Below are 23,399 nucleotides of genomic sequence, written 5' to 3'. Positions count from 1 at the left end.
CCACCGCACGCGGGCGCCGCCGTCGGATTCAGCCGGCGACGCCCGCCAGTTCCTCCACCTCGTCGTGCCGGATCCGCTCACCGGGGATCCCGATCCTCTTCAGCGCGTCCACCCCGCTGCGGATCATCGCGGCCGGTCCCGAGACGAACGCGTCGTACGAGCTCCAGGGCCCGTGGGTACCGACGGCCTGCGGCAGCTGCCCGGCGAGGCCCTCGTCGCAGACCACGGGGCGCACCGACAGCCAGGGATGCGAGCGCTGCAGCCCCAGCAGCGTGTCCTTGTCGTACAGGTCGTCGTCGCTGCGCGCCCCGAAGAACACCTCCACCGGACGCCGCTCTCCGTGCTCTGCCACGTCTTCGATCAGCGCTTTGATCGGGGCGATGCCCGTGCCGCCGCCCAGGCACAGCATTCCGTTGTCGGTGCTGTGGTCCACCACCATCGATCCCGCCGGGGGCCCGAGGCGCAGCACGTCGCCGGGGCGGGCGTGCCGGACGAGCGCATTGGAGACCCAACCCGCCGGAACGGCCTTGACGTGGAAGGACAGCAGCCCGTCCGCGCGGGGCGCCGAGGCGAAGGAATAGTGCCGCCAGATCCGCGGCCACCACGGGGTCTCCAGGGTCGTGTACTGGCCCGCGAGGAAGGGGTAGGGCTGGTCGGGGCGGACGGTGAGCACCGCGATGTCGGAGGTGCGCAGATCGTGCGAGACCACCTCCGCGTGCCACCACGGCGGCGCCTTGGGCACGTCCTCGGCCGCCGCGTCGATCATGATCTGGGAGATCGCGGTGTACGCCCGCGCCCAGGCCGCCTCGGTCTCCGGCCCCCAGGTGGCCTCCGCGTACTTGGCCAGCGCCCCGATCAGGGCCTCTCCCACCGGCGGATAGTGCTCGGGCAGGGTTCCGTACTTGCGGTGCCCCGTGCCCAGCCGGCGCAGGTAGGCGGTGAGCACCTCGGGGTTGTCGATGTGCTCGGCGGCCGTCAGCAGCGCCTTCAGCAGCCGGTCCCGCTGCACGTCCATCGCCGCGGGGAACAGCCCTCGGAGGTCCGGGTATCCCGTGAAGACGACGGCGTAGAAGTAGGAGGTCACCTTGTCGGCGACGGGTCCGATCTCCGCGAGGGTCCGGCGGATGAGCACGGCATCGGGGGAGGGTTCGGGGGAGGGCTCGGGCGCCCCGTCCCCGGACGGTATCCGGGTTGACCCCCGTCTTGCCGATCTGGTGGGCGGAGCGTCCATGCGGTGCCTCGCTTCGAGCATCTCGGTAGGTCTGCACGCCCCACGGCCTTCGAATCCGTGGTTCCGGGTTTCACAGCGTGCCAGTCCGCCCCAGAGCTTGCGGGGAAATGCGGGAATTCCGCGTTTCGAACCCACTTTCCCCTTAAGATGCCTCAACTCCCGTGCGCGCCACCCCTGTCAGCTGGTATGCCTCGCGCAGGTCCCGGCCCTCATAGACGTGCGTCGCACGCTCCACCAGGTAGGGCCGGGCGTTCACCGCGACCGAGACCGGGACCGCCGCAAAGAGCGCCACGTCGGTACTGGAGTCCCCGTACGCGACACAGTCGGCCCGGGTCACACCGAACCGCGCGCACAGCCGGTCGGCGACCGTCACCTTGCCCTCCGGCGTCAGGATCCCGGCCACGTCCACCGGCCGGGTGAAGGGCACTTCCGGGAAGACCGAGCCGTGCGCGGCGTGCGCGCCCCACTCCAGCAGCAGCTCCACGAAGAACGACGGCGACAGCGAGATGACCGCGCAGTAGTCCCCGCGCCCCCGGATCTCCTGCCAGACCTCCCGGATGCCCGACAGCCAGGGGGCCCCGTCGAAAGCCGCCCGGACGTGCGCCGGAGTCAGCTCCGTCCAGAGCTTCTGCACCGCCAGCGCGAACTGGTGCGGCTGGAGCTCCCGTGCGACGAAGGCGCGCTCCAGCTCGGCGATCTCGTCGGACAGCCCGAGCTGCCGTGAGATCTCGACCGGCGAGGCCGAGCCGTACATCAGCGTCCCGTCGAGGTCGAACAGGTGGAGGAGGGTCATGACCGGCCAGGCTAGTACGTTCGTTTCACGTGAAACAGTGGATGTCGCCCACCGGACCTCGCGTGGATGTTTCACGTGAAACATCCACCCCAAATCCCCTGGACCGGGTCACCGTCGATGAACCAGTCTGGGGCCGTGACACCACCACACCTCTCCTCCCTCCCGATCCGCGCACTGACCGTGGACGATCTCCGCCACTGCGCCGATCTTTCCGAAGACCGCGGCTGGCCCCGCGAGGACCACAAGTGGGGGCTGCTGCTCGCCGCCGGACAGGGTTACGGCATCGATGCTCCCGACGGACAGGGACTGGCCACGGCCTGCGTGGTCACCCGGTACGGACCTCCGCTGGCCGATCCCGAACTCGCGGCCATCGGCATGGTCCTGGTCGCCGAACGCTTCGCCCGCCAGGGTCTGGGCCGGCGCCTGATGACGTACGTCTGCGACGAGGTCCTCAAGGGCGTTCCGCTCACCCTGCACTCCACCCCGTACGGCCGCCCCCTCTACGAGGAGCTCGGCTTCGAGACCACCGGCCGCGCCGAGATGCTGCGGGGCTCCTTCAGCCCGGACGCCACCGGTCCCGTGCGGGACACCATCCGTGTACGGCCCGCAGGCGCCGAGGACATCTCGCGGATCCTCCTGCTGGACGCCGAGGTCTTCGGCACCGACCGCACCCACCTGGTCACCCGGCTGCCGGCCTTCACGGACCGGCTGCTCGTCGCCGAGGACCCGTCCGGCGAGCTGATCGGCTACGGAGCGATCTGGCCGAACATGGACACCCACGTCATCGGGCCCCTGGTGGCCCGTGACACCGGGACGGCCCAGGCCCTCGTCACCGCCCTCGCGACGTCCACGGACCGGCACCTGCGTACCGATGTCGACGTACGCCACGAAGAGCTGATCGGCTGGCTCAAGGAACGCGGTCTCGGCTCCGTTGCCTTCAACACCGTCATGACCCGTGACATCCCCGGGCTGCCCGGTGACTGGACCCGTCGGTGGGCCCCGCTCACCGTGGCGGCAGGCTGAGCGAGGAGCACCCGACCATGACCGACACCAACTCCGGTCTGATCATCCGTCCCGCCACCGAGGGGGATCTGCCCGCGATCGTCGCGATGCTCGCGGACGACCCGCTCGGCGCCACCCGGGAATCCACGGACGATCTCACCCCCTACGCGGCAGCCCTCAAGCGGCTCTTGGAGGACCCCCACCAGCACGTGGTCGTCGCCGTCCGCGCGGGCCGCGTCGTCGGCACCCTCCAGCTGACGATCGTCCCCGGGCTCTCCCGCAAGGGGAGCACCCGTTCGATCATCGAGGGCGTACGGATCCACGCCGAGGAACGCGGCAGCGGCCTGGGTACCCGGTTCATCGAATGGGCGATCGAACAGTCCCGTGCCGAGAACTGCCAACTCGTCCAGCTCACCTCGGACGTGACCCGCACCGACGCCCACCGCTTCTACGAACGGCTCGGGTTCACCGCTTCCCACGTCGGATTCAAGCTCCAGCTCTGAGACCCCGTGCGTGGGCCGGGCCGCTCTCGGGCGCCCGGCCTACGATCGGGAAGATGAGCAGCTTCCCCCGCATCACCACCTCGGAGCGCCGCCGGCGCCTCGGCCGCAGGCACCGCCTGGCCCCGTCGGCGCACGGCGCCACCGTGTCCGAGGCCGCGGACTGCGTCGTCGCCCTGCACGCCACCGATGCCGCGACCGTCTTCCTCTCCGCTCGCGCCAGGCTGCGCGAAGGCGCGCCCGCCGCGATCGAGCAGGCCCTGTACGAGGACGTGACCCTCGTACGGCTGCTCAGCATGCGCAACACGCTCTTCGCCGTCTCCACCGGACTCGCCCCCTACGTCGATGCCTCCACCGCCCGCGGCATCGCCGTGAAGGAGCGCCGTACCTTCCTCAAGCACCTCGACGAGGACGGTCAGGGCCTCGACGCGGACTGGCTGGCCCAGGTGGAGGGCGCCGTGCTGGACGCGCTCGACGCGCACGGCCCCTCCAGCGGCAGCCAGCTGTCCACGGCCGTCCCCGCCCTGCGCCGGAAGTTCGTCTACGGCCGGGGCAAGAACTACGAGACCGAGACCGGGGTCGCCACCCGTGTCATCCGCCTGCTGGCCGCCGACGGCCGGATCCGCCGGGACCGGCCCCGTGGATCGTGGACCTCCAGCCAGTACCGCTGGACCCACACGGAGCCGTGGCCGGCCGTACCAGCGGCCGAGGCGCGCGCCGAGATCGCCCGCCGGTGGCTGCACGCCTACGGTCCGGCCACCGAGGCCGACCTCAAGTGGTGGACGGGCTGGACCCTCACCGAGGTCCGCAAGGCCCTCGCAGTCGTCGGCCCCGACGAGGTCCGGCTCGAGGACGGCGCCACCGCGCTCGTCTGCCCAGGGGACACCGGGCCCGAACCCGAGCCGGAGCCCTGGGTCGCCCTGCTGCCCGCCCTGGACCCGAGCGCAATGGGCTGGGTGGACCGGGGCTTCCACCTCGACCCCGCCCACCGGCCGCCCCTCTTCGACCGCTCCGGCAACATCGGCCCCACCGTGTGGTGGAACGGAGAGATCGTCGGCGGCTGGGCCCAGCGCGGCGACGGCGAGATCGTCCACCGGCTGCTGGGCGACCCGGGCAGCGAAGCCGGGAAGGCCGTCGCTGCCGAGGCCGCCCGGCTCGCCGCCTGGCTGGGGGAGGCCCGCGTCACTCCGCGCTTCCGCACCCCACTGGAGCGTGAACTCACAGCGGGGTGAAGCGGCCCGCTAGCCGATGCCCCGCCAGCCCTGCGGGTCGACCCCGCCGGGCACCGGGGAATCCGGGTCGTAGGGCTCCCGGGTGAACACGAACGAGGCGAGGTCGAGGTGGCTCACCGATCCGTCCGGCCGACGCACGGCCCGCAGCGACTCACCCGCGTAGTAGCCGCCGAGCCCGGTCCAGCTGCCGTCCGGCTCCGGCCGGAACCGGGCGGTCCGGCCGGTGCCGCTCACCGGGCCCAGTTCCAGGAATCCGTCGTAGGTCAGCCGTACGGCCTGGGCCGCCGTGCCCCAGTACCAAGGGCCGCACAGCTCCAGCGCGACGGAATCGGCCTCCCGGAGCGGCCGCCACGGCTCGGGGATCCGCGGCTCGGCCTCGGCGACGATGGCCACCAGGTCGGCCGCCAGTGTGGAAATCGCCGGCCCCGAAGTGCAGTTGGCCAGAGCCACCGCCGCCACGTCGTCCGCCTCGCTCAGCCACAGGCCCGCGAGGAAGCCGGGCAGCGAGCCGGAGTGGCCCGCGAGCCGGCGCCCGCCGCTCTGCGTCAACTGCACCCCGAGCCCGTATCCCAGCTCGGCGATGCCCGGCTCCGGGGGAGTGGCCGAGGTCCGCATCTCCCGTACGGACTCGGCGCTCAGCACGCGCGCGTCGCCCCGTACGAGGAAGGCGGCGAACTTCGCCAGATCGCCGGTGGTGGACCACAGCTGGCCGGCCGGGGCCATGAGCCCCAGGTCCTCCAGGGGTTCGGGCATCATCACGTCCGCCCACGGGTGCACCGCCCAGCCGCCGGCGTGCGGGGCCACCGGCTGCGCCGTCGTGCGCGCCAGCCCCAGCGGCTCCAGCACCTCGACGCGGAGCGCTTCCTCCCAGGGCCTCGCGCGGACGGCCTCGACGAGCGAACCCAGCAGGGTGTAGCCCGGGTTGGAGTAGTGGTGGCGCCGACCGGGCTCGAAGCGGAAGGGGCGCTCGCCCAGGACGTCCGAGAGCTCCGGTCGCAGCGTGCCGGCCGTGCGCTCCCACCACTCGCCGGGCGTCTCCGCCGCCAGTCCGGAGGTGTGGGACAGCAGTTGCCCCACCGTCACCTCGCCGACTCCCGTACCCGGGATGAACTTCTCGATGGGGTCGCCCAGTTCCAGCAGGCCCTCGTCCCGAAGCCGCATCACCAGCACGGCGGTGAACGTCTTGGTGATCGACCCGATCCGGTACTGCACGTTTCCGTCGGGGCCGTGCCCCTCGACCATGGTCCGGGACCCCTCCCAGACCACCTCGCCGTCCCGCACCACGGCCGCCACCAGCGACGGGGTCCGGCCTTCGCGCTGCGCGACCGCGATCCGGTGGTTCAGCGCACGCCGGGTCGCGGGCAGGAGGACATGATCTTCCAATGCGGCATCCATGCTGCGGATGCTACGTGTTGGCCATGTCCACGAACCGCGAGTAATGGCCCTGGAAGGCCACGGTGATGGTGGCCGTAGGACCGTTACGGTGCTTCGCCACGATCAGGTCCGCCTCACCCGCGCGGGGGGACTCCTTCTCGTACGCGTCCTCGCGGTGGAGCAGGATCACCATGTCGGCGTCCTGCTCGATCGAGCCGGACTCACGCAGGTCGGAGACCATCGGCTTCTTGTCGGTGCGCTGCTCGGGGCCACGGTTCAGCTGGGACAGCGCGATCACCGGGACCTCCAGCTCCTTCGCCAGGAGCTTGAGGTTTCGGGACATGTCCGAGACCTCCTGCTGGCGGCTCTCGGGCCGGCGCGAGCCGCCCGCCTGCATCAGCTGGAGGTAGTCGATGACGACGAGCGACAGGTCGTTGCGCTGCTTGAGGCGGCGGCACTTCGCGCGGATCTCCATCATCGACAGGTTCGGGGAGTCGTCGATGTAGAGCGGGGCTGCGGAGACGTCCGGCATCCGGCGGGCCAGCCGGGTCCAGTCGTCGTCCGTCATCGTGCCGGAGCGCATGTGGTGCAGGGCCACCCGGGCCTCCGCCGAGAGCAGGCGCATCGCGATCTCGTTGCGCCCCATTTCGAGGGAGAAGATGACGCTGGGCAGATTGGCCTTGATGGAGCAGGCACGGGCGAAGTCCAGCGCGAGGGTGGACTTACCCATGGCGGGACGGGCCGCGATGACAATCATCTGGCCCGGGTGCAGACCGTTGGTCAGCGAGTCCAGGTCGGTGAAGCCGGTCGGGACGCCCGACATCTGGCCGCTGCGCGAACCGATCGCCTCGATCTCGTCGAGGGCGCCCTCCATGATGTCGCCGAGCGGCAGGTAGTCCTCGGAGGTCCGCTGCTCGGTGACTGCGTAGATCTCGGCCTGGGCGCTGTTGACGATCTCGTCGACGTCCCCGTCGGCGGCGTAACCCATCTGCGTGATCTTCGTACCGGCGGCGACCAGCCGGCGCAGGACCGCCCGCTCGTGGACGATCTCCGCGTAGTACTCGGCGTTCGCCGCCGTGGGGACCGACTGGACCAGGGTGTGCAGGTAGGGGGCCCCGCCGACCTTGCTGATCTCACCGCGCCGGGTCAGCTCAGCGCTGACGGTGATCGGGTCGGCCGGCTCTCCCTTGGCGTACAGGTCGAGGATGGCCTGGTAGATCGTCTCGTGCGACGGACGGTAGAAGTCGTGCCCCTTGAGCACCTCGACCACGTCGGCGATGGCGTCCTTGGACAGCAGCATGCCGCCCAGGACGGACTGCTCGGCGTCGAGGTCCTGGGGCGGGACCCGCTCGAAGCCGCCGCCTCCGCCGTCCCAGGAGCCGCCCTCGCGGCCCCGGTCGCTCTGTTCGTCCCCGCGGCCACGGCCTTCGCCGTTGCGGCGCGTACGGGCGGGCAGACGGTCACCTGGACCGCTGTCGGCCCAGGGGTCGTCCATGGGCTCGGACATGCTCACCGGGCCGCCTCCTCCCGTCCGCAACGCGGACCTTGCCGTGTCACTCTTTCTACGACACGGCTCTGACATTTGGGGCACCCGAATCGGCTCTCGGCGAGTCGGACATCGAACCAAGGTAGGCCCGGGAGCGACGTCAGCCAATCTTGTTATCCACAGGCTGTGTGGATGAGGTGTGGATGACGGCGCCAATGCTGTGGGTAACTCCCCGGAAGCTGTGCACGGACCGGGGGACAGTGCTGTGGACAAAATCACCTGCCCCACCCACCTACCCCATTTGACCTGGCCTTTCCCCCTCCACCGACCGTGGTGGAGAAAAATCTTCGCCACTGTCTCAAGATCGCCTCCAACGGGGTGGGACGAACGCTCGAATCGGCGCAGCGGTAAGGATCCAAGAGCCCTTGCGTCTATTACCTGTGGAAGATTAGATTGAGCACATGAGACAGGCCCCCACCGCACCGAAGGCTGCCCCGAGACGGCACGACCGCGAGATCCTCGCACTCGCCGTCCCCGCCTTCGGCGCCCTCGTCGCCGAACCCCTCTTCGTGATGGCCGACAGCGCCATCGTGGGCCACCTCGGCACACCTCAACTGGCCGGTCTCGGCATCGCGGCCGCACTGCTCACCACCGCCGTGAGCATCTTCGTCTTCCTCGCCTACGCCACCACCGCGGCCGTGGCCCGCCGGGTCGGCGCGGGCGACCTCCAGGCCGCCATCCGGCAGGGCATGGACGGCATCTGGCTCGCCCTGCTCCTCGGCGCGGCCGTCGTCGCGGTCGTCCTGCCCACGGCGCCCACCCTGGTCTCCTTCTTCGGGGCCTCCGACACCGTCGCCCCGTACGCGATCACCTACCTGCGGATCTCCGCCCTCGGCATCCCCGCGATGCTCGTGGTCCTCGCCGCCACCGGCGTCATCCGCGGCCTCCAGGACACCCGGACCCCGCTCTACGTCGCGATCGGCGGCTTCGCCCTCAACGGAGCCCTGAACGTCGCCCTCGTGTACGGGGCCGGCCTCGGCATCGCCGGCTCCGCCTGGGGCACGGTCATCGCCCAGTGCGCCATGGCCGCCGCCTACCTGGTCGTGGTCGTCCGGGGCGCCCGCAGGCACGGCGCCTCCCTCAGGCCCGACGCCGAGGGCATCCGGGCCTGCGCGCAGGCCGGTGCGCCCCTGCTGGTCCGCACCCTGTCCCTGCGGGCGGTCCTGCTGATCGCGACCGCCGTGGCCGCACGCCTCGGGGACGCCGATATCGCGGCCCACCAGATCCTGCTCTCCCTGTGGAGCCTGCTCGCCTTCGCCCTCGACGCGATCGCGATCGCCGGGCAGGCCATCATCGGCCGCTACCTCGGCGCGGGCGACACCGACGGCGCCAAGGCCGTCTGCCGCCGCATGGTGCAGTGGGGGATCGGCTCCGGCATCGTTCTGGGGCTCCTCGTCATCGCGGCCCGCCCGGTGTTCATCCCGCTCTTCACGAGCGATCCCGCCGTCGAAGACGCCCTGCTGCCGGCTCTGCTCGTGGTGGCTGTCTCGCAGCCCGTCTCCGGCATCGTCTTCATCCTCGACGGCGTCCTGATGGGCGCGGGCGACGGCCGCTACCTGGCGTGGGCCATGCTGCTGACCCTCGCCGTCTTCACCCCTGCCGCCCTGCTCGTACCGGCCCTGGGCGGCGGGCTGACGGCCCTCTGGTGCGCCATGACCCTGATGATGCTGGTCCGGATGGTCACCCTCCAGCTGCGCGCCCGCTCGGGCCGCTGGCTGGTCGCCGGAGCCACCCGGTAAACCGAGGCAGCCCGCTCCAGGCCTGCAGCAGCCCTGGAGCAATGTTTCACGTGAAACAGAGCCGGCGAACGAGCCCGTGTTTCACGTGAAACAACGAAGAAGGGCCGCACCCCCAGAGGGGTGCGGCCCTTCATGCGCAGCCCTTAGGCGGCGACGACCTCGATGCCGACGGTCGCGGCCACGTCAGCGTGCAGACGCACGGAGACCTGGTACGAGCCGAGGGTCTTGATCGGGGAGCCCAGCTCCACGCGGCGCTTGTCGACCTTCGGGCCACCGGACGCCTCGATCGCCGTGGCGATGTCGGAGGGCGTGACGGAACCGAAGAGACGACCGGCGTCACCCGCGCGGGTGGCCAGACGGACCTTGACGTTCTCGAGCTTGGCCTTGAACTCGTTGGCCTGCTCGATCGTCGCGATCTCGTGGATCTTGCGGGCGCGGCGGATCTGCGCCACGTCCTTCTCGCCACCCTTGGTCCAGCGGATCGCGAAACCACGCGGGACCAGGTAGTTGCGGGCGTAGCCGTCCTTGACGTCGACGACGTCGCCGGCGGTGCCGAGGCCAGAGACCTCGTGGGTCAGGATGATCTTCATTATTCGGTCACCCTTTCCTTATCGCGCGGTGGACGTGTAGGGCAGCAGTGCCATCTCACGGCTGTTCTTCACAGCCGTGGCGACGTCACGCTGGTGCTGCGTGCAGTTGCCGGTGACGCGGCGGGCACGGATCTTGCCACGGTCGGAAATGAACTTCCGCAGCATGTTCGTGTCCTTGTAGTCCACGTACGCGGTCTTGTCCTTGCAGAACGCGCAGACCTTCTTCTTAGGCTTGCGCACAGGCGGCTTCGCCATTGTGTCTCTCCTGTGAAATCAAGAAGTGGGGGTGCGAGCTGCCCTAGAAGGGCGGCTCGTCCGAGTAGCCACCGCCGGAGCCGCCGGAGCTTCCGCCCCAACCGCCACCGCCGCCGCCCTGCTGCTGGCCGCCGGCCGGCGCACTGGACGCCCAGGGGTCGTCGGAGGGACCTCCGCCGCCCTGGGGAGCAGCGCCGCCACTGGGGGCTCCGCCCCAGTTGCCACCGCCGCCGCCCTGCTGCTGCTGACCGCCGCCACCGCCGCCGTATCCACCCTGACCACCGCGACCAGTGGTCTTGGTGACCTTGGACGTGGCGTTCTTCAAGCTGGGGCCGACTTCCTCGACGTCCAGCTCGTAGACCGTGCGCTTGACACCCTCACGGTCCTCGTAGGACCGCTGCTTCAGCCGGCCCTGCACGATGACGCGCATGCCCCGCTGAAGGGACTCGGCGACGTTTTCCGCCGCCTGACGCCAGACCGAGCAGGTCAGGAACAGGCTTTCGCCGTCCTTCCACTCATTGGTCTGCTTGTCGAAGGTGCGGGGAGTGGACGCGACACGGAACTTCGCGACCGCCGCACCCGAGGGGGTGAAGCGCAGCTCGGGGTCGTCGACGAGATTGCCGACGACCGTGATGACGGTCTCGCCTGCCATGGATGAACCTCTCGGCGGGGATTGCTGCTGGGCTGCTGTGCTACTCGGTCCCGATTACCGCTGAACCGAAGTTCAGTGGGTCTCGGGGCGGAGGACCTTGGTCCGGAGAACCGACTCGTTCAGGTTCAGCTGTCGGTCAAGCTCCTTGACGACCGCAGGCTCGGCCTGAAGGTCGATGACCGAGTAGATGCCCTCGGGCTTCTTCTTGATCTCGTAAGCGAGACGACGACGGCCCCAGGTGTCGACCTTCTCGACCTTTCCGTTGCCCTCACGGACGACAGAAAGGAAGTTCTCGATCAGCGGGGAGACAGCGCGCTCCTCGAGATCGGGGTCGAGGATGACCATCACTTCGTAGTGACGCATGTGGAACCCACCTCCTTTGGACTCAGCGGCCACGGTCGTTCCGTGGCAGGAGGGTCGTGATGCGTGCGCACGGCATCTGCAGAGCAGACACCGCGCAGCTGTACAGACTACCTCCTCGACTCCTTCCGGTTGAAATCCGGCACCAGGAGGCCACAATCTGTATGCATCGGGTGTTCTCGGTGCTAAGCCCCCGGCCCCTGCCGGAGGCGGCCCGCAGCACCGCTCTGCTGCAGCCAGGAGGTGCCTTCCCATGGCACAGGCAATGCAACGCCAGTCCATCTCGCTCTTCGCGACCGACGGCAAGCCCCATCCGCTCCAGGACACTCTGGTGGCGGTCACTCTGGTCCTCGGCGCCGTGGCGTTCGTCACGGCCTTCTTCCACCATCTGCACCTGCTCAGCTCGTGGACCGGGCTGATCGGGATCGCCACCGGGCTCTACGGCCAGTTCATCTCCGCCACGACACGCGAGCGCACGGCACTGATCATCGGCCTCGGAGCCTCGGCCATCGGCTTCTTCCTCGGCATGGCGCACGGCGGTCTCTTCGGCGGCTGGCTGGGCTGACCGGGTGCCTCCGCGACGGGGCGCCGGCCTCCCACCGGCCCAGGCACGGCCTGTCCCCCAGATGGGTGGCGCCCCCGTCGCAGTAGGCTTCGCGCCATAGCCAGCGAAGCCGCCGAGGAGACGCCCCGCATGAGCCTGTCCCTGAGGACCATCAGCCGAGAGCAGCACCTGGGCTACCTCCAGAGCCTGCCCTCGGCTAGCCACTGCCAGGTCCCGGCGTGGGCCGACGTGAAGAACGAGTGGCGCTCCGAGAACCTCGGATGGTTCGACCAGTCCGGCGAACTCGTCGGCGCCGCACTCGTGTTGTACCGACAGCTGCCCAAGGTGAAGCGGTACCTCGCGTACCTCCCCGAGGGCCCGGTCATCAACTGGTACGCCCCCAACCTCGAAGAGTGGCTCCAGCCGATGCTGGCGCACCTCAAGCAGCAGGGCGCCTTCACCGTGAAGATGGGCCCGCCCGTCGTCATCCGCCGGTGGAACTCGACCGCCATCAAGGCCGGCATCCAGGACCCGGAGGTCAAGCGCCTGCGCGACGTGGAGGCCTCCGTCATCGAGCCCCGCGCCTTCGAAGTCTCCGACAAGCTGCGCCGGATGGGCTGGCAGCAGGCCGAGGACGGCGGCGCCGGCTTCGGCGACGTCCAGCCCCGGTACGTCTTCCAGGTACCGCTGGCCAACCGCTCGCTGGACGACGTCCTCAAGGGCTTCAACCAGCTGTGGCGCCGCAACATCAAGAAGGCCGAGAAGGCCGGCGTCGAGGTCGTCCAGGGCGGCTACGAGGACCTGCCGACCTGGCAGAAGCTGTACGAGGTGACGGCCGAGCGCGACAAGTTCCGCCCGCGCCCGCTCAGCTACTTCCAGCGCCAGTGGACGGCCCTCAACTCCGAGGACCCCAACCGGATGCGGCTGTACATCGCCACGCACGAGGGGGAACCGCTGGCCGCCGCCACGATGCTCACCGTCGGCCAGCACGTCTGGTACTCGTACGGCGCCTCCGCCAACCACAAGCGCGAGGTCCGTCCCTCGAACGCGATGCAGTGGCGCATGCTGCGCGACTCCTACGCGCTCGGCGCAAGCGTCTACGACCTGCGCGGCATCAGTGACACCCTGGACGAGAACGACCACCTGTTCGGGCTGATCCAGTTCAAGGTCGGCACGGGCGGCGAGGCCGTCGAGTACGTCGGCGAGTGGGACTTCCCGCTCAACAAGCTGCTGCACAAGGCGCTCGACATCTACATGTCGCGTCGCTGACTCCGCCCCATCCACACACACCGCACCGCTGCACCACGCAGCTCATCGAGAGAGGCTCCGGACGGGCATGGCGCTCACGCTCTACGTCGACACCGCGCGCTGGCGTGCGCACCAGAAGCAGATCCAGGACCAGTTCCCGGGGATGATCCCCGTCTGCAAGGGCAACGGCTACGGCTTCGGTCACGAGCGGCTCTGCGAGGAGGCGACCCGGATGGGCGCCGACGTCCTCGCCGTCGGGACGACGTACGAGGCCGCCAGCATCAAGGACTGGTTCGGCGGTGACCTGCTCGTCCTCACCCCGTTCCGGCGTGGTGAGGAGCCCGTGCCGCTGCCTGACCGGGTCATCCGCTCCGTGTCCTCGCTGGACGGGGTGCGCGGCCTGGTCGGCGCCCGTGTGGTCATCGAGTGCATGAGCTCGATGCGTCGCCACGGGATCTCCGAGCAGGACCTCGGCCAGCTGCACACGGCGATCGAGGACGTCCGGCTGGAGGGCTTCGCCCTGCACCTGCCGCTGGACCGCCCTGACGGCTCCGACGCCGTCGAGGAGGTCATCGGCTGGATGGACCGGCTGCGCGCGGCCCGGCTGCCGCTGCACACGATGTTCGTCAGCCACCTCAAGGCCTCGGAGCTGACGCGGCTGCAGCAGCAGTTCCCGCAGACGCGCTTCCGTGCCCGCATCGGCACCCGGCTGTGGCTGGGCGACCACGAGGCGACCGAGTACCGCGGCGCGGTGCTCGACGTCACCCGTGTCGCCAAGGGCGACCGGTTCGGCTACCGGCAGCAGAAGGCCGCCTCCGACGGCTGGCTGGTCGTCGTCGCCGGCGGCACGTCCCACGGCGTCGGCCTGGAGGCCCCCAAGGCCCTGCACGGGGTGATGCCGCGCGCCAAGGGCGTCGCCCGCGCCGGACTCGCCACCGTCAACCGGAACCTGTCGCCGTTCGTGTGGGCGGGCAAGCAGCGCTGGTTCGCCGAGCCGCCGCACATGCAGGTGTCCATCCTGTTCGTGCCGTCGGACTCTCCCGAGCCGAAGGTCGGCGACGAGCTGGTGGCGCACCTGCGCCACACCACCACGCAGTTCGACCGGGTGCTCGACGCCTGAGTCACTCCCCGGGGCGTGCGCCCCATTCCACTCGCTGACCCTCCGAAGGCGCCGCTTCCTGCGGCGCCTTCGGCGTCCGCGGGAGCGTGAAGACGTCCTCGGCGCCGTCCAGGACGCCCCCGGAGGGGTCGTCCGAGCCGTCGCGCCGCACCACGTCCCGCTCGGGCAGCAGGATGTCGCGTACGACCACCGCGCACAGGTAGAGCGTGCACAGCAGGTGCGCCGCGATGGCCACCTGGTAGCCCTCCAGCGGCAGGCCCTGGTGCTTGTCCCCGCTGGTCGTGTAGGCCAGGTAGAACCAGATCCCCAGGAAGTAGACGACCTCGCCGGCCTGCCAGATCAGGAAGTCCCGCCAGCGCGGCCGGGCCAGCGCGGCGAGCGGGATGAGCCAGAGCACGTACTGGGGCGAGTAGACCTTGTTGACCAGGATGAAGGCCGCCACCAGCAGGAAGGCCAGCTGCGCGAAGCGGGGGCGGCGGGGCGCGGTCAGCGTGAGCAGCCCGATGCCCGCGCACAGCAGCAGCGTCAGGCCCGTCGCATAGGTGTTGGCGCCTTCGAGGGGGTTTCCGGAGCGCTGGGAGATCAGCAGCCACACGGATCCGAAGTCGATGGGCCGCTCCTGGCTGAAGGTGTAGAACTTCTGCCACCCCTCCCAGGCGAAGAGCATCACGGGCAGGTTCACCACGAGCCAGGCGACGAGGGCGCCACCGACCGCCTCCCCGAACGCACGCCACTTGCCGGCCCGCCAGCAGAGCACGAACACGGCCCCGAGCAGCAGGACGGGATAGAGCTTGGCCGCGGTGGCCAGGCCGATCAGGACACCGAAGGACCGTGCCCCGCCCCGCGACCACATGAGCATCGCCGCGGCGGTCAGGGCGATGGCCAGCAGGTCCCAGTTGATGGTCGCGGTGAGTGCGAAGGCGGGTGCGAGGGCGAAGAGCAGCGCGTCCCACGGCCGCCTGCGGTGGGTGCGGGCCACGCACACCGCGATCACGGCGGCGCAGACCATGAGCATGCCCGCGTTGACCATCCAGTACATCTGCTCCCGGTGCTGCATGGAGCCGCTGCCGGGAGTCATCCATGAGGCGACCTCCATGAAGAGCCCGGTGAGCACCGGGTACTCCAGGAACTGCATGTCGCCGGGGATCCGGTCGAAGTACGGGGTGAGGCCGTCGGCGAAGCCGCGTACGACGTACAAGTGCGGGATGTCCGAGTAGCAGGCGTGGGTGTACTGGGAGCCGGCCCCGCGGAACCACGCCCAGTCGTAGCAGGGCAGCTTCTGCACCATGCCGAGCGCGAACATCCCCAGGGCGACGAGCACGACGACCCGCACCGGGGTCAGCCAGTGACCACCCAGCCGGGCGTAGCGGCCCAGCGGGCCGCCGATGAACTCGCTCCCCGCGGCGGCCACCTCGTCCTGCTGGGTGGGCAGTACGGGGCTGTCCTCGTGCACCTTCGTCATGCGCACATCCTGCCGTACGGCGCCGCCGGCGCCCATGACACAGGGGAGAGGGCCGCCGCACCGGGTGCGACGGCCCTCTCCGGCCGTGTTGTGGGGCTTCGGGTCAGCCTCCCGTGGAGCCCCCTATCGGGAAGTCTCCGGCACCGCCGCTCGGCCTGTCGCGCGACTTGCTGGGCGAGGGCGAGGGCGACCTGGACGAACTGGCGCTGGGGCTCGGCACGCAGATGGCCCACGGCTTGCAGGTCGGCTTTCCGCTGCTGCGCGAAGGGCTCGGGCTGGGGGACGGGGAAGGCGAGTTCGACGGGGACGGAGACGCCGAGGGGGAGGGCGAGGGGGAAGGCGAGGGAGAAGGCGAGGGAGCGCCCGAGGCGTGAGCGACGACACCGAGCTCGTCGGGCTCCGGGAAGTCCGACTTCGGTTCGCCGTTCAGCGCCTCCTTCATGTACTTGGTCCAGATCTCGGCCGGGATGTCACCACCGTGGAGGGAGGGAATGCCCGCCACGCCCCTCATCGAGATCAGTTCCTTCTTCTTCGCACTCGGGTCCGAGCGGAACAGGGCCACGGAGGTGGACAGCTCGGGGGTGTAGCCGACGAACCATGCCGACATGTTCTTGTCGGTGGTACCGGTCTTGCCCGCCGCGGGCCGGCCCAGCTTCTTGGCCTTCGTACCGGTGCCGTTCTCGACGACGTTGCGCAGGACCTTGGTGATGTTGTCCGCGATGGAGTTGTCCATGGCCCGTTCGCCCTTGGGGGCCGCGAAGCCGGGGACGTCCTTGCCGTCCTTCGTGACGCTGGTCACCGAGTACGGGTCGTGATGGATTCCGGAGGCGGCGAAGGTGGCGTACGAGTCGGCCATCCGGATGGCGCTGGGGGTCGACGTGCCCAGCGCGAAGGAGGCGTTGTCGTTGGGGTCGAAGGACTCCGGGAGGAGGCCGGACGCCTTCGCGACCGACCTCACCTTGCTGTGGCCGACGTCGAAGACGAGCTGGGCGAAGGGAACGTTGATGGACTTCTCCATCGCCTCGTTCAGGGTCACGTAGCCGTAGGGGGTCGGGCTCTCGTTCTTCTGCCGGAACGGCTTGCCGGAGCCGTCGCGCAGCGGCTCGCCCGCACGGTTGTTGATCACCGTGAGGTCGTTCGCCTGGTACTTGCTCTTGGCCGAGATCCCCTCACCCTTCGAATTCTGGGTGCCGTACTGCATGGCCGCCGCCAGCACGAACGGCTTCCAGGTCGAGCCGACCTGGACGCCCGAGGTGTTGGCGTTGTTGTTGAAGTGCTTCTTGTCGATGCCGGGACCGCCGTACAGGGCCACGAGGCCGCCGGTCTTGACGTCCACCGAGGCCGCCCCGAACTGGACGAAGGTGTCCGTTTCGGGCCTCGCCTTCTCGTCGAGCATCCCGTCGCGGGTCCCCTCGACGGCCTTGACCAGCGCGTCCACCTTCTCCTTCTTGAAGGTGGTGTGGATCTGGTATCCGCCCTTGGCCAGGTCCTCGACCTTGATGCCCTTCTTCGCCAGGTAGAGGTTGGCCGTATCGACCAGGTAGCCGATCTGCCCGGACATGCCGGCGGCCTGGGCGGATTCGATCAGTGGGGGGAACTCCTTGTACTGGTCCCGCTCGGCCTGCTGCATGCGCCCGACCTTGACCTCCCGGTCCAGCACCCAGGACCAGCGTTGTTTGGCCCGTTCGGAGTTGGCTTCGGGTGTGGCCGCGGCGCCGATGCCGCCGTCGGGGTTGTAGAGGTTCGGGCCCTTGAGCACGGCGGCGAGGAAGGCGCTCTCGGAGGGGTTCAGCTTGTTGCTGTCCTTGCCGAAGTAGGCGCGCGCGGCCGCCTGGATCCCGTAGGCGTCGCGGCCGTAGTAGGCGGTGTTCAGGTAGCCGGCGAGGATCGTGTTCTTCTCCTCGCTGACGCCCAGCTTTATCGAGATGAAGAGCTCGGTGACCTTTCGCTTGAGCGTCTGGTCCGAGTCCAGGTACTGGTTCTTCACGAACTGCTGGGTGATCGTCGAGCCGCCCTGGGTGGATCCGCCCTTGGCCATGTTCCACACGGCGCGGGCGATGCCCATCGGGTCGACGCCCTTGTCCGATTCGAAGGACTCGTTCTCCGCCGCGATCACGGCGTTCTGCATGGACCGGGGGATATCCTCGATGGAGACGATCTGGCGGTTGACGGACCCGCCGGTTGCGACCATCTGGGAGCCGTTCGCCCAGTAGAAGACGTTGTTCTGCGCCTTGGCCGTCTTGTTCACGTCGGGTGTGCCCACCGAAGCGATGCCGATGCCCGCGCCCACCGTGATGATCGCGAAGAAGCCCAGGGCCGAGCCGCTGACGAGCTTCCAGGACGGGACGAAGCGCTTCCAGCCGATCTTTTCGCCGCGCGGGTAGTTGATGAACCGCTTGGGCTGGCCGGCGCCCACGGAGGCGCCCCTACCCCGCCCTGCCGAGCCCCGGCCGGCGGATCTCCGGGCGTCCGAACGGCTGCCGTGACCCGGCTGCTGGGAATACGGCCCACTGGGTGACGCGGTGGGGACGTCACGCCCGGCGCCCCTGGACGGGCGCTGCTGGGCAGCCCTACGGGCGGCGGCGCGGCCACCGCTCTGGGGCTGTTGCGGTTTGCGGCGGTGCTCGCTCATCGAACGACTACTCCTCGGGCAGGCGAGTGGCCTGGAAGCGGCAGGTGAGTTCCGGTCCCCCCGGTGTCATGGCGCACAGACTACGCACGCCCAAAAGCCAATCAGTGCCGAAGTTCACCCCAAATCAGGCAACTTGCCTCGCGCAAATCGGTGATGTGACGCCGGTCACCGTGTCACCACTTGTAGCTGAGGGCTACCCGTTCTATCGTCTGGATGTATCGAGCCGATACATCAGCTCGACATAAAGACTCCGAGGCAGGGGAAGGGCAAGCGGATGAGCAGGCGCTCAGGCATTCTTGAGTTCGCTGTTCTCGGCCTGCTACGCGAATCCCCCATGCACGGTTACGAGCTGCGCAAGCGGCTCAACACCTCGCTGGGGGTGTTCAGGGCGTTCAGCTACGGGACGCTCTACCCCTGCCTCAAGACGCTCGTCACCAACGGCTGGTTGATCGAAGAGCCGGGCAATGCCCCGGAGGACGCTCTCGCCGCTTCACTCGCAGGGCGCCGCGCCAAGATCGTCTACCGGTTGACGGCAGCAGGTAAGGAGCACTTCGAGGAGCTCCTCTCCCACACGGGCCCCGATGCCTGGGAGGACGAGTCCTTCGCCGCCCGCTTCGCCTTTTTCGGTCAGACCGAACGGGACGTACGCATGCGGGTACTGGAGGGCCGTCGCAGCCGCCTTGAGGAGCGCCTGGAGAAGATGAGCGCCTCGCTGGCTCGCACACGCGAGCGGCTCGACGACTACACGCTCGAGCTGCAACGCCACGGCATGGAATCCGTGGAGCGCGAAGTGCGCTGGCTGAACGAGCTCATCGAGAGTGAGCGGGCGGGACGGGATCAGAGACGACCCGGTCCGTCCGACGAAACTGCAAAGTGAGGTCTGCATCTCGCAGGCCTCGTCCGAGAACAAACAGGGAGCAACCGGAATGGGTTCGGTTCGCGTAGCCATCGTCGGCGTAGGCAACTGCGCCGCCTCGCTGGTGCAGGGCGTCGAGTACTACAAGGACGCCGACCCGGCGGCCAAGGTCCCCGGTCTGATGCACGTCCAGTTCGGCGACTACCACGTGAGCGACATCGAGTTCGTCGCCGCGTTCGACGTCGACGCGAAGAAGGTCGGCCTCGACCTTTCGGACGCCATCGGCGCCAGCGAGAACAACACCATCAAGATCTGTGACGTCCCGAGTGCGGGCGTGACCGTTCAGCGCGGCCACACCCTGGACGGTCTGGGCAAGTACTACCGCGAGACGATCGAGGAGTCGGCCGAGACCCCGGTCGACATCGTCCAGACCCTTCTGGACCGCCAGGTCGACGTCCTGATCTGCTACCTGCCGGTCGGTTCCGAGGCTGCGGCGAAGTTCTACGCCCAGTGCGCCATCGACGCCAAGGTCGCCTTCGTCAACGCCCTCCCGGTCTTCATCGCCGGCACCAAGGAGTGGGCCGACAAGTTCACCGAGGCCGGTGTCCCGATCGTCGGCGACGACATCAAGTCGCAGGTCGGCGCCACCATCACGCACCGTGTGATGGCGAAGCTGTTCGAAGACCGCGGGGTCCGTCTTGAGCGCACCATGCAGCTCAACGTCGGCGGCAACATGGACTTCAAGAACATGCTCGAGCGCGACCGCCTCGAGTCGAAGAAGATCTCCAAGACTCAGGCCGTCACCTCGCAGATCCCCGACCGCGAGCTCGGCGAGAAGAACGTCCACATCGGCCCGTCCGACTACGTGGCGTGGCTCGACGACCGCAAGTGGGCCTACGTCCGCCTCGAAGGCCGCGCCTTCGGTGACGTCCCGCTGAACCTCGAGTACAAGCTCGAGGTGTGGGACTCCCCGAACTCCGCCGGTGTCATCATCGACGCCCTGCGCGCCGCGAAGATCGCCAAGGACCGGGGCATCGGTGGCCCGATCCTGTCGGCTTCGAGCTACTTCATGAAGTCCCCGCCGGTGCAGTACTTCGACGACGAGGCTTACGCGAACGTCGAGAAGTTCATCAAGGGCGAGGTCGAGCGCTAGTCGAAACCCCGGTGTCCTGACGGACACCTGGACTTCGGCAGTTCTTCCACGGAGGGTCCCCGGGCAATATGCCCGGGGACCCTCCGCGTGTGTGACCCTTTCCCTCATGGCTGTCGTACGTGATCTGCGCGTACTCCTGCGTCTGCGGGACTTCCGCAACCTGCTCGCCGTACGGCTGCTCTCCCAGGCCGCCGACGGCGTCTACCAGGTCGCACTGGCCGCCTATGTCGTCTTCTCCCCGGAGAAACAGGCCTCGCCCGCGGCCATCGCCTCGGCCATGGCCGTACTCCTGCTGCCCTATTCGGTGATCGGCCCCTTCGCCGGAGTCCTGCTGGACCGCTGGCGCCGCCGCCAGGTGTTCCTCTACGGCAACCTGCTGCGGGCCTTCCTCGCCTGTGTCACCGGCATGCTGATCGTCGCGCACGTCCCCGACTGGCTCTTCTACGCCTCGGCCCTGTCCGTGACCGCGGTCAACCGCTTCGTGCTGGCCGGTCTCGCGGCTTCCCTGCCCCGGGTCGTCGCGCCCGGCCAACTGGTCACCGCGAACGCCCTCTCACCCACCGCGGGAACCCTCGCCGCCGTCGCCGGCGGGGGCATGGCCTTCCTCGTCCGCATACTGGCCGACGACTCCGACGCCCTGGTGGTCCTCCTCGGAGCCGGCCTCTACCTGTGCGCGGCCCTGGTCTCCCTGCGCCTGGCCCTGGACCTCCTCGGTCCCGACCACCCTCCCGGCCGGATCAACCCGACGGTCCTCCAGGGGGCCGCCCTCACCGTGCGGGGCCTGGCCGAGGGCCTACGGCACCTGGCTTCCCGGCGCGAAGCGGCCCGGGCGCTCACCGCCATGACCGTCATGCGGTTCTGCTACGGCGCCCTGTTCGTCACGCTGCTCATGCTCTGCCGCTACGCCTGGTCGGACAACGAGGCCGACGGGCTGGCTCTGCTGGGGGTCACGGTCGGTGTTTCAGGGGCCGGGTTCTTCGCGGCCGCCGTCATCACCCCCTGGCTGGTGGGCAGGCTCGGGCCCCTCGGCACCATCACCCTCTGCGCCGCGAGCGCCGCGGTGCTGGTGCCGGCGCTCGGCCTGTTCTTCGCGCCCGGACCGATGCTGGCAGCGGCCTTCGTACTGGGCCTGGCCACCCAGGGAGCCAAGATCTCCACCGACACGGTCGTGCAGTCCCAGGTGAAGGACGCCTTTCGCGGCCGCGTCTTCTCCGTCTACGACGTGCTCTTCAACGCCGCCTTCGTCGGCGCCGCCGGGGTGGCCGCTCTCGTGCTCCCCCTCGACGGGCACTCCGTCCCCTTGAACCTCGGCGTGGCGATGCTCTACGCCGCTACCGCGGCACTCCTCGTGCGTCAGGGCGATGTTTCACGTGAAACATCGCCCTGACCGCAGCACGACCGGCTCTCCGCCCCGATGTTTCACGTGAAACATCGGCCCGCCCGGGCCCTCGGCGCCTCAGGGCCTGAACGCCTCAGCCCTGCGCCGCCCACCACTCCTTGAGAGCGGCGACCGCCGCCTCGTGCTCCATCGGACCGTTCTCCAGCCGCAGCTCCAGCAGGAACGCGTAGGCCTTGCCGATCGCCGGTCCGGGCCCCACGTCGAGGACACGCATGATCTCGTTGCCGTCGAGGTCGGGCCGGATCGCGTCCAGCTCCTCCCTCTCCTGCAGCTGGGCGATGCGCTCCTCCAGCCCGTCGTAGGTGCGGGAGAGTGCGTTCGCCTTGCGCTTGTTGCGCGTGGTGCAGTCGGAGCGGGTCAGCTTGTGCAGGCGGTCCAGCAGCGGACCGGCGTCGCGGACGTAACGCCGCACGGCCGAGTCGGTCCACTCCCCGTCCCCGTAGCCGTGGAAGCGCAGGTGCAGCTCCACCAGCCGGGACACGTCCTTGACCATGTCGTTGGAGTACTTGAGCGCGGTCATGCGCTTCTTGGTCATCTTCGCGCCCACCATCTCGTGGTGGTGGAAGGAGACCCGTCCGTCGCTCTCGAACCGGCGGGTCCGGGGCTTGCCGATGTCGTGCAGCAGCGCCGCGAGCCGCAGCACCAGGTCCGGGCCGTCCTCTTCCAGCGCGATCGCCTGCTCCAGCACGATCAGCGAGTGGTCGTAGACGTCCTTGTGCCGGTGGTGCTCGTCGCTCTCCAGCCGCAGCGCCGGCAGCTCCGGCAGCACGTGCTCGGCCAGCCCCGTGTCCACGAGGAGGCCCAGGCCCTTGCGCGGGTGCGCGGACAGCAGCAGCTTGTTCAGCTCGCCCTGGATCCGCTCGGCCGAGACGATCTCGATGCGGCCGGACATCTCCGTCATCGCCGCCACCACGTCCGGGGCGACCTCGAAGTCGAGCTGGGCCGCGAACCGCGCCGCCCGCAGCATCCGCAGCGGATCGTCGGAGAAGGAGTCCTCGGCCGTGCCCGGGGTGCGCAGGACACCCGCCCGGAGGTCCTCCAGGCCGCCGTGCGGGTCCACGAACACCTTCTCGGGGAGCGCGACGGCCATCGCGTTCACCGTGAAGTCGCGACGGACGAGATCCTCCTCGATGGAGTCGCCGTAGGAGACCTCGGGCTTGCGCGAGGTCCGGTCGTAGGACTCCGAGCGGTACGTGGTCACCTCGATCTGGAAGCTTCGATCAACGTCTCCGACGCGGGCCTCCTTCTGCGCACCGACGGTGCCGAAGGCGATACCGACGTCCCAGACCGAGTCGGCCCATGGCCTGACGATCTTGAGAACGTCCTCGGGACGGGCGTCGGTGGTGAAGTCGAGATCGTTGCCGAGGCGCCCGAGCAGCGCGTCGCGGACGGACCCGCCGACCAGGGCGAGGCGGAAGCCCGCCTCCTGGAAACGGCGGCCGAGCTCGTCGGCGACAGGGGCGATGCGCAGCAGTTCGCTCACCGCGCGGGCCTGCCCGTGATTCAGGACACTGAGGTTGTCTTCGTTGGCGTTCGGCACAACAGAAAAGGGTACGTGCCCGGCCCGCCGGGAGCTCCCGTGTTTTGGGGCCACCCCGGCCCACGGCCCCTCCGGGGCGGACCCGATCATGTGGAGCAAGGCGCGGCACTCGCGCACAGCGGGCCTCGTTACCATGCGTGGACGCACAAACGACGACCACTGACACTTCGA

Annotated in this window: 21 protein-coding genes; 10 read left to right on the top strand and 11 right to left on the bottom strand. The window is 69.3% G+C overall.

Annotated features, from left to right (window positions below; all coding sequences use genetic code 11):
* Positions 1 to 28 precede the first annotated feature (28 nt).
* Positions 29 to 1,252, bottom strand: coding sequence for a globin domain-containing protein (locus OG276_RS18520; RefSeq protein WP_266906895.1), 1,224 nt, complete (start codon positions 1,250 to 1,252; stop codon positions 29 to 31).
* A gap of 121 nt (positions 1,253 to 1,373) precedes the next feature.
* A complete protein-coding gene (locus tag OG276_RS18515; protein ID WP_266906893.1) occupies positions 1,374 to 2,024 on the bottom strand; it encodes an HAD family phosphatase in 651 nt (216 codons plus the stop codon).
* Positions 2,025 to 2,159: 135 nt separating this feature from the next.
* Here OG276_RS18515 and OG276_RS18510 point away from each other — a divergent pair, with 135 nt between their 5' ends.
* From OG276_RS18510 to OG276_RS18500, 3 genes are read left to right on the top strand one after another with little or no spacing between them, the layout of a single operon-like run.
* A complete protein-coding gene (locus OG276_RS18510; protein WP_266906891.1) occupies positions 2,160 to 3,047 on the top strand; it encodes a GNAT family N-acetyltransferase in 888 nt (295 codons plus the stop codon).
* 17 nt (positions 3,048 to 3,064) lie between these two features.
* On the top strand, positions 3,065 to 3,529 hold the full coding sequence (locus OG276_RS18505) for a GNAT family N-acetyltransferase (RefSeq protein WP_266906889.1): 465 nt from the start codon (positions 3,065 to 3,067) through the stop codon (positions 3,527 to 3,529).
* Between the two features lie 53 nt (positions 3,530 to 3,582).
* Positions 3,583 to 4,758 (top strand): winged helix DNA-binding domain-containing protein, encoded by a 1,176-nt coding sequence (locus OG276_RS18500; protein ID WP_266906887.1) that lies wholly within the window; start codon positions 3,583 to 3,585, stop codon positions 4,756 to 4,758.
* Positions 4,759 to 4,767: 9 nt separating this feature from the next.
* Here the strand turns inward: OG276_RS18500 and OG276_RS18495 are convergent, their stop codons facing one another.
* Positions 4,768 to 6,153: a serine hydrolase gene (locus OG276_RS18495; RefSeq protein ID WP_266906885.1), complete on the bottom strand. Its 1,386-nt coding sequence runs from the start codon at positions 6,151 to 6,153 to the stop codon at positions 4,768 to 4,770.
* 10 nt (positions 6,154 to 6,163) lie between these two features.
* Positions 6,164 to 7,627 carry a replicative DNA helicase gene (dnaB, locus tag OG276_RS18490; protein WP_266912908.1) on the bottom strand — a complete coding sequence of 488 codons (1,464 nt, stop codon included), beginning with the start codon at positions 7,625 to 7,627 and terminating at the stop codon, positions 6,164 to 6,166.
* 452 nt (positions 7,628 to 8,079) lie between these two features.
* Here dnaB and OG276_RS18485 point away from each other — a divergent pair, with 452 nt between their 5' ends.
* Positions 8,080 to 9,417, top strand: coding sequence for an MATE family efflux transporter (locus OG276_RS18485; RefSeq protein ID WP_266906883.1), 1,338 nt, complete (start codon positions 8,080 to 8,082; stop codon positions 9,415 to 9,417).
* Between the two features lie 143 nt (positions 9,418 to 9,560).
* Here OG276_RS18485 and rplI read toward each other — a convergent pair whose 3' ends face one another.
* The 4 genes from rplI to rpsF form a co-directional block, all read right to left on the bottom strand.
* A complete protein-coding gene (rplI, locus tag OG276_RS18480) occupies positions 9,561 to 10,007 on the bottom strand; it encodes a 50S ribosomal protein L9 (RefSeq protein ID WP_243331152.1) in 447 nt (148 codons plus the stop codon).
* 18 nt (positions 10,008 to 10,025) lie between these two features.
* A complete protein-coding gene (rpsR, locus tag OG276_RS18475; protein ID WP_005315025.1) occupies positions 10,026 to 10,262 on the bottom strand; it encodes a 30S ribosomal protein S18 in 237 nt (78 codons plus the stop codon).
* A gap of 43 nt (positions 10,263 to 10,305) precedes the next feature.
* Complete coding sequence (locus OG276_RS18470) at positions 10,306 to 10,914, bottom strand: single-stranded DNA-binding protein (protein ID WP_266906880.1); 609 nt, start codon at positions 10,912 to 10,914, stop codon at positions 10,306 to 10,308.
* 72 nt (positions 10,915 to 10,986) lie between these two features.
* Positions 10,987 to 11,277, bottom strand: coding sequence for a 30S ribosomal protein S6 (gene rpsF / locus OG276_RS18465; RefSeq protein WP_015034882.1), 291 nt, complete (start codon positions 11,275 to 11,277; stop codon positions 10,987 to 10,989).
* A 250-nt stretch (positions 11,278 to 11,527) separates the two neighbouring features.
* Between rpsF and OG276_RS18460 the strand changes: the two genes are divergently transcribed.
* The 3 genes from OG276_RS18460 (at position 11,528) to OG276_RS18450 (ending at position 14,186) form a co-directional block, all read left to right on the top strand.
* Entirely contained in the window at positions 11,528 to 11,839 is a 312-nt protein-coding gene (locus OG276_RS18460; RefSeq protein ID WP_266906878.1) for a hypothetical protein, read from the top strand.
* Positions 11,840 to 11,968: 129 nt separating this feature from the next.
* On the top strand, positions 11,969 to 13,087 hold the full coding sequence (locus OG276_RS18455) for a peptidoglycan bridge formation glycyltransferase FemA/FemB family protein (RefSeq protein WP_243331146.1): 1,119 nt from the start codon (positions 11,969 to 11,971) through the stop codon (positions 13,085 to 13,087).
* 67 nt (positions 13,088 to 13,154) lie between these two features.
* Positions 13,155 to 14,186 carry an alanine racemase gene (locus OG276_RS18450; RefSeq protein ID WP_266906874.1) on the top strand — a complete coding sequence of 344 codons (1,032 nt, stop codon included), beginning with the start codon at positions 13,155 to 13,157 and terminating at the stop codon, positions 14,184 to 14,186.
* A 1-nt stretch (position 14,187) separates the two neighbouring features.
* On the opposite strand, the gene OG276_RS18445 is transcribed toward OG276_RS18450, so the two are convergent.
* Entirely contained in the window at positions 14,188 to 15,648 is a 1,461-nt protein-coding gene (locus OG276_RS18445; protein ID WP_266906872.1) for a glycosyltransferase family 87 protein, read from the bottom strand.
* Between the two features lie 103 nt (positions 15,649 to 15,751).
* Positions 15,752 to 18,064, bottom strand: coding sequence for a transglycosylase domain-containing protein (locus tag OG276_RS18440; RefSeq protein ID WP_266906870.1), 2,313 nt, complete (start codon positions 18,062 to 18,064; stop codon positions 15,752 to 15,754).
* Between the two features lie 490 nt (positions 18,065 to 18,554).
* Here OG276_RS18440 and OG276_RS18435 point away from each other — a divergent pair, with 490 nt between their 5' ends.
* The 3 genes from OG276_RS18435 (at position 18,555) to OG276_RS18425 (ending at position 21,676) form a co-directional block, all read left to right on the top strand.
* The gene (locus OG276_RS18435; protein WP_250738617.1) at positions 18,555 to 19,157 is read left to right on the top strand and encodes a PadR family transcriptional regulator; all 603 of its coding nucleotides are present in this window, start codon (positions 18,555 to 18,557) and stop codon (positions 19,155 to 19,157) included.
* Between the two features lie 49 nt (positions 19,158 to 19,206).
* Positions 19,207 to 20,289: an inositol-3-phosphate synthase gene (locus OG276_RS18430; RefSeq protein WP_250738618.1), complete on the top strand. Its 1,083-nt coding sequence runs from the start codon at positions 19,207 to 19,209 to the stop codon at positions 20,287 to 20,289.
* Positions 20,290 to 20,395: 106 nt separating this feature from the next.
* Entirely contained in the window at positions 20,396 to 21,676 is a 1,281-nt protein-coding gene (locus tag OG276_RS18425; RefSeq protein ID WP_266906868.1) for an MFS transporter, read from the top strand.
* A gap of 85 nt (positions 21,677 to 21,761) precedes the next feature.
* Here the strand turns inward: OG276_RS18425 and OG276_RS18420 are convergent, their stop codons facing one another.
* Positions 21,762 to 23,228, bottom strand: a complete 1,467-nt coding sequence (locus OG276_RS18420) for a CCA tRNA nucleotidyltransferase (protein WP_266906866.1) — start codon at positions 23,226 to 23,228, stop codon at positions 21,762 to 21,764.
* Positions 23,229 to 23,399 lie beyond the last annotated feature (171 nt).

The organism is Streptomyces sp. NBC_00086, from assembly GCF_026343255.1.
Taxonomy (GTDB): domain Bacteria; phylum Actinomycetota; class Actinomycetes; order Streptomycetales; family Streptomycetaceae; genus Streptomyces.
Note: the sequence above shows the minus strand (reverse complement) of the source record. Positions and strands in the feature narration are given on the sequence as shown.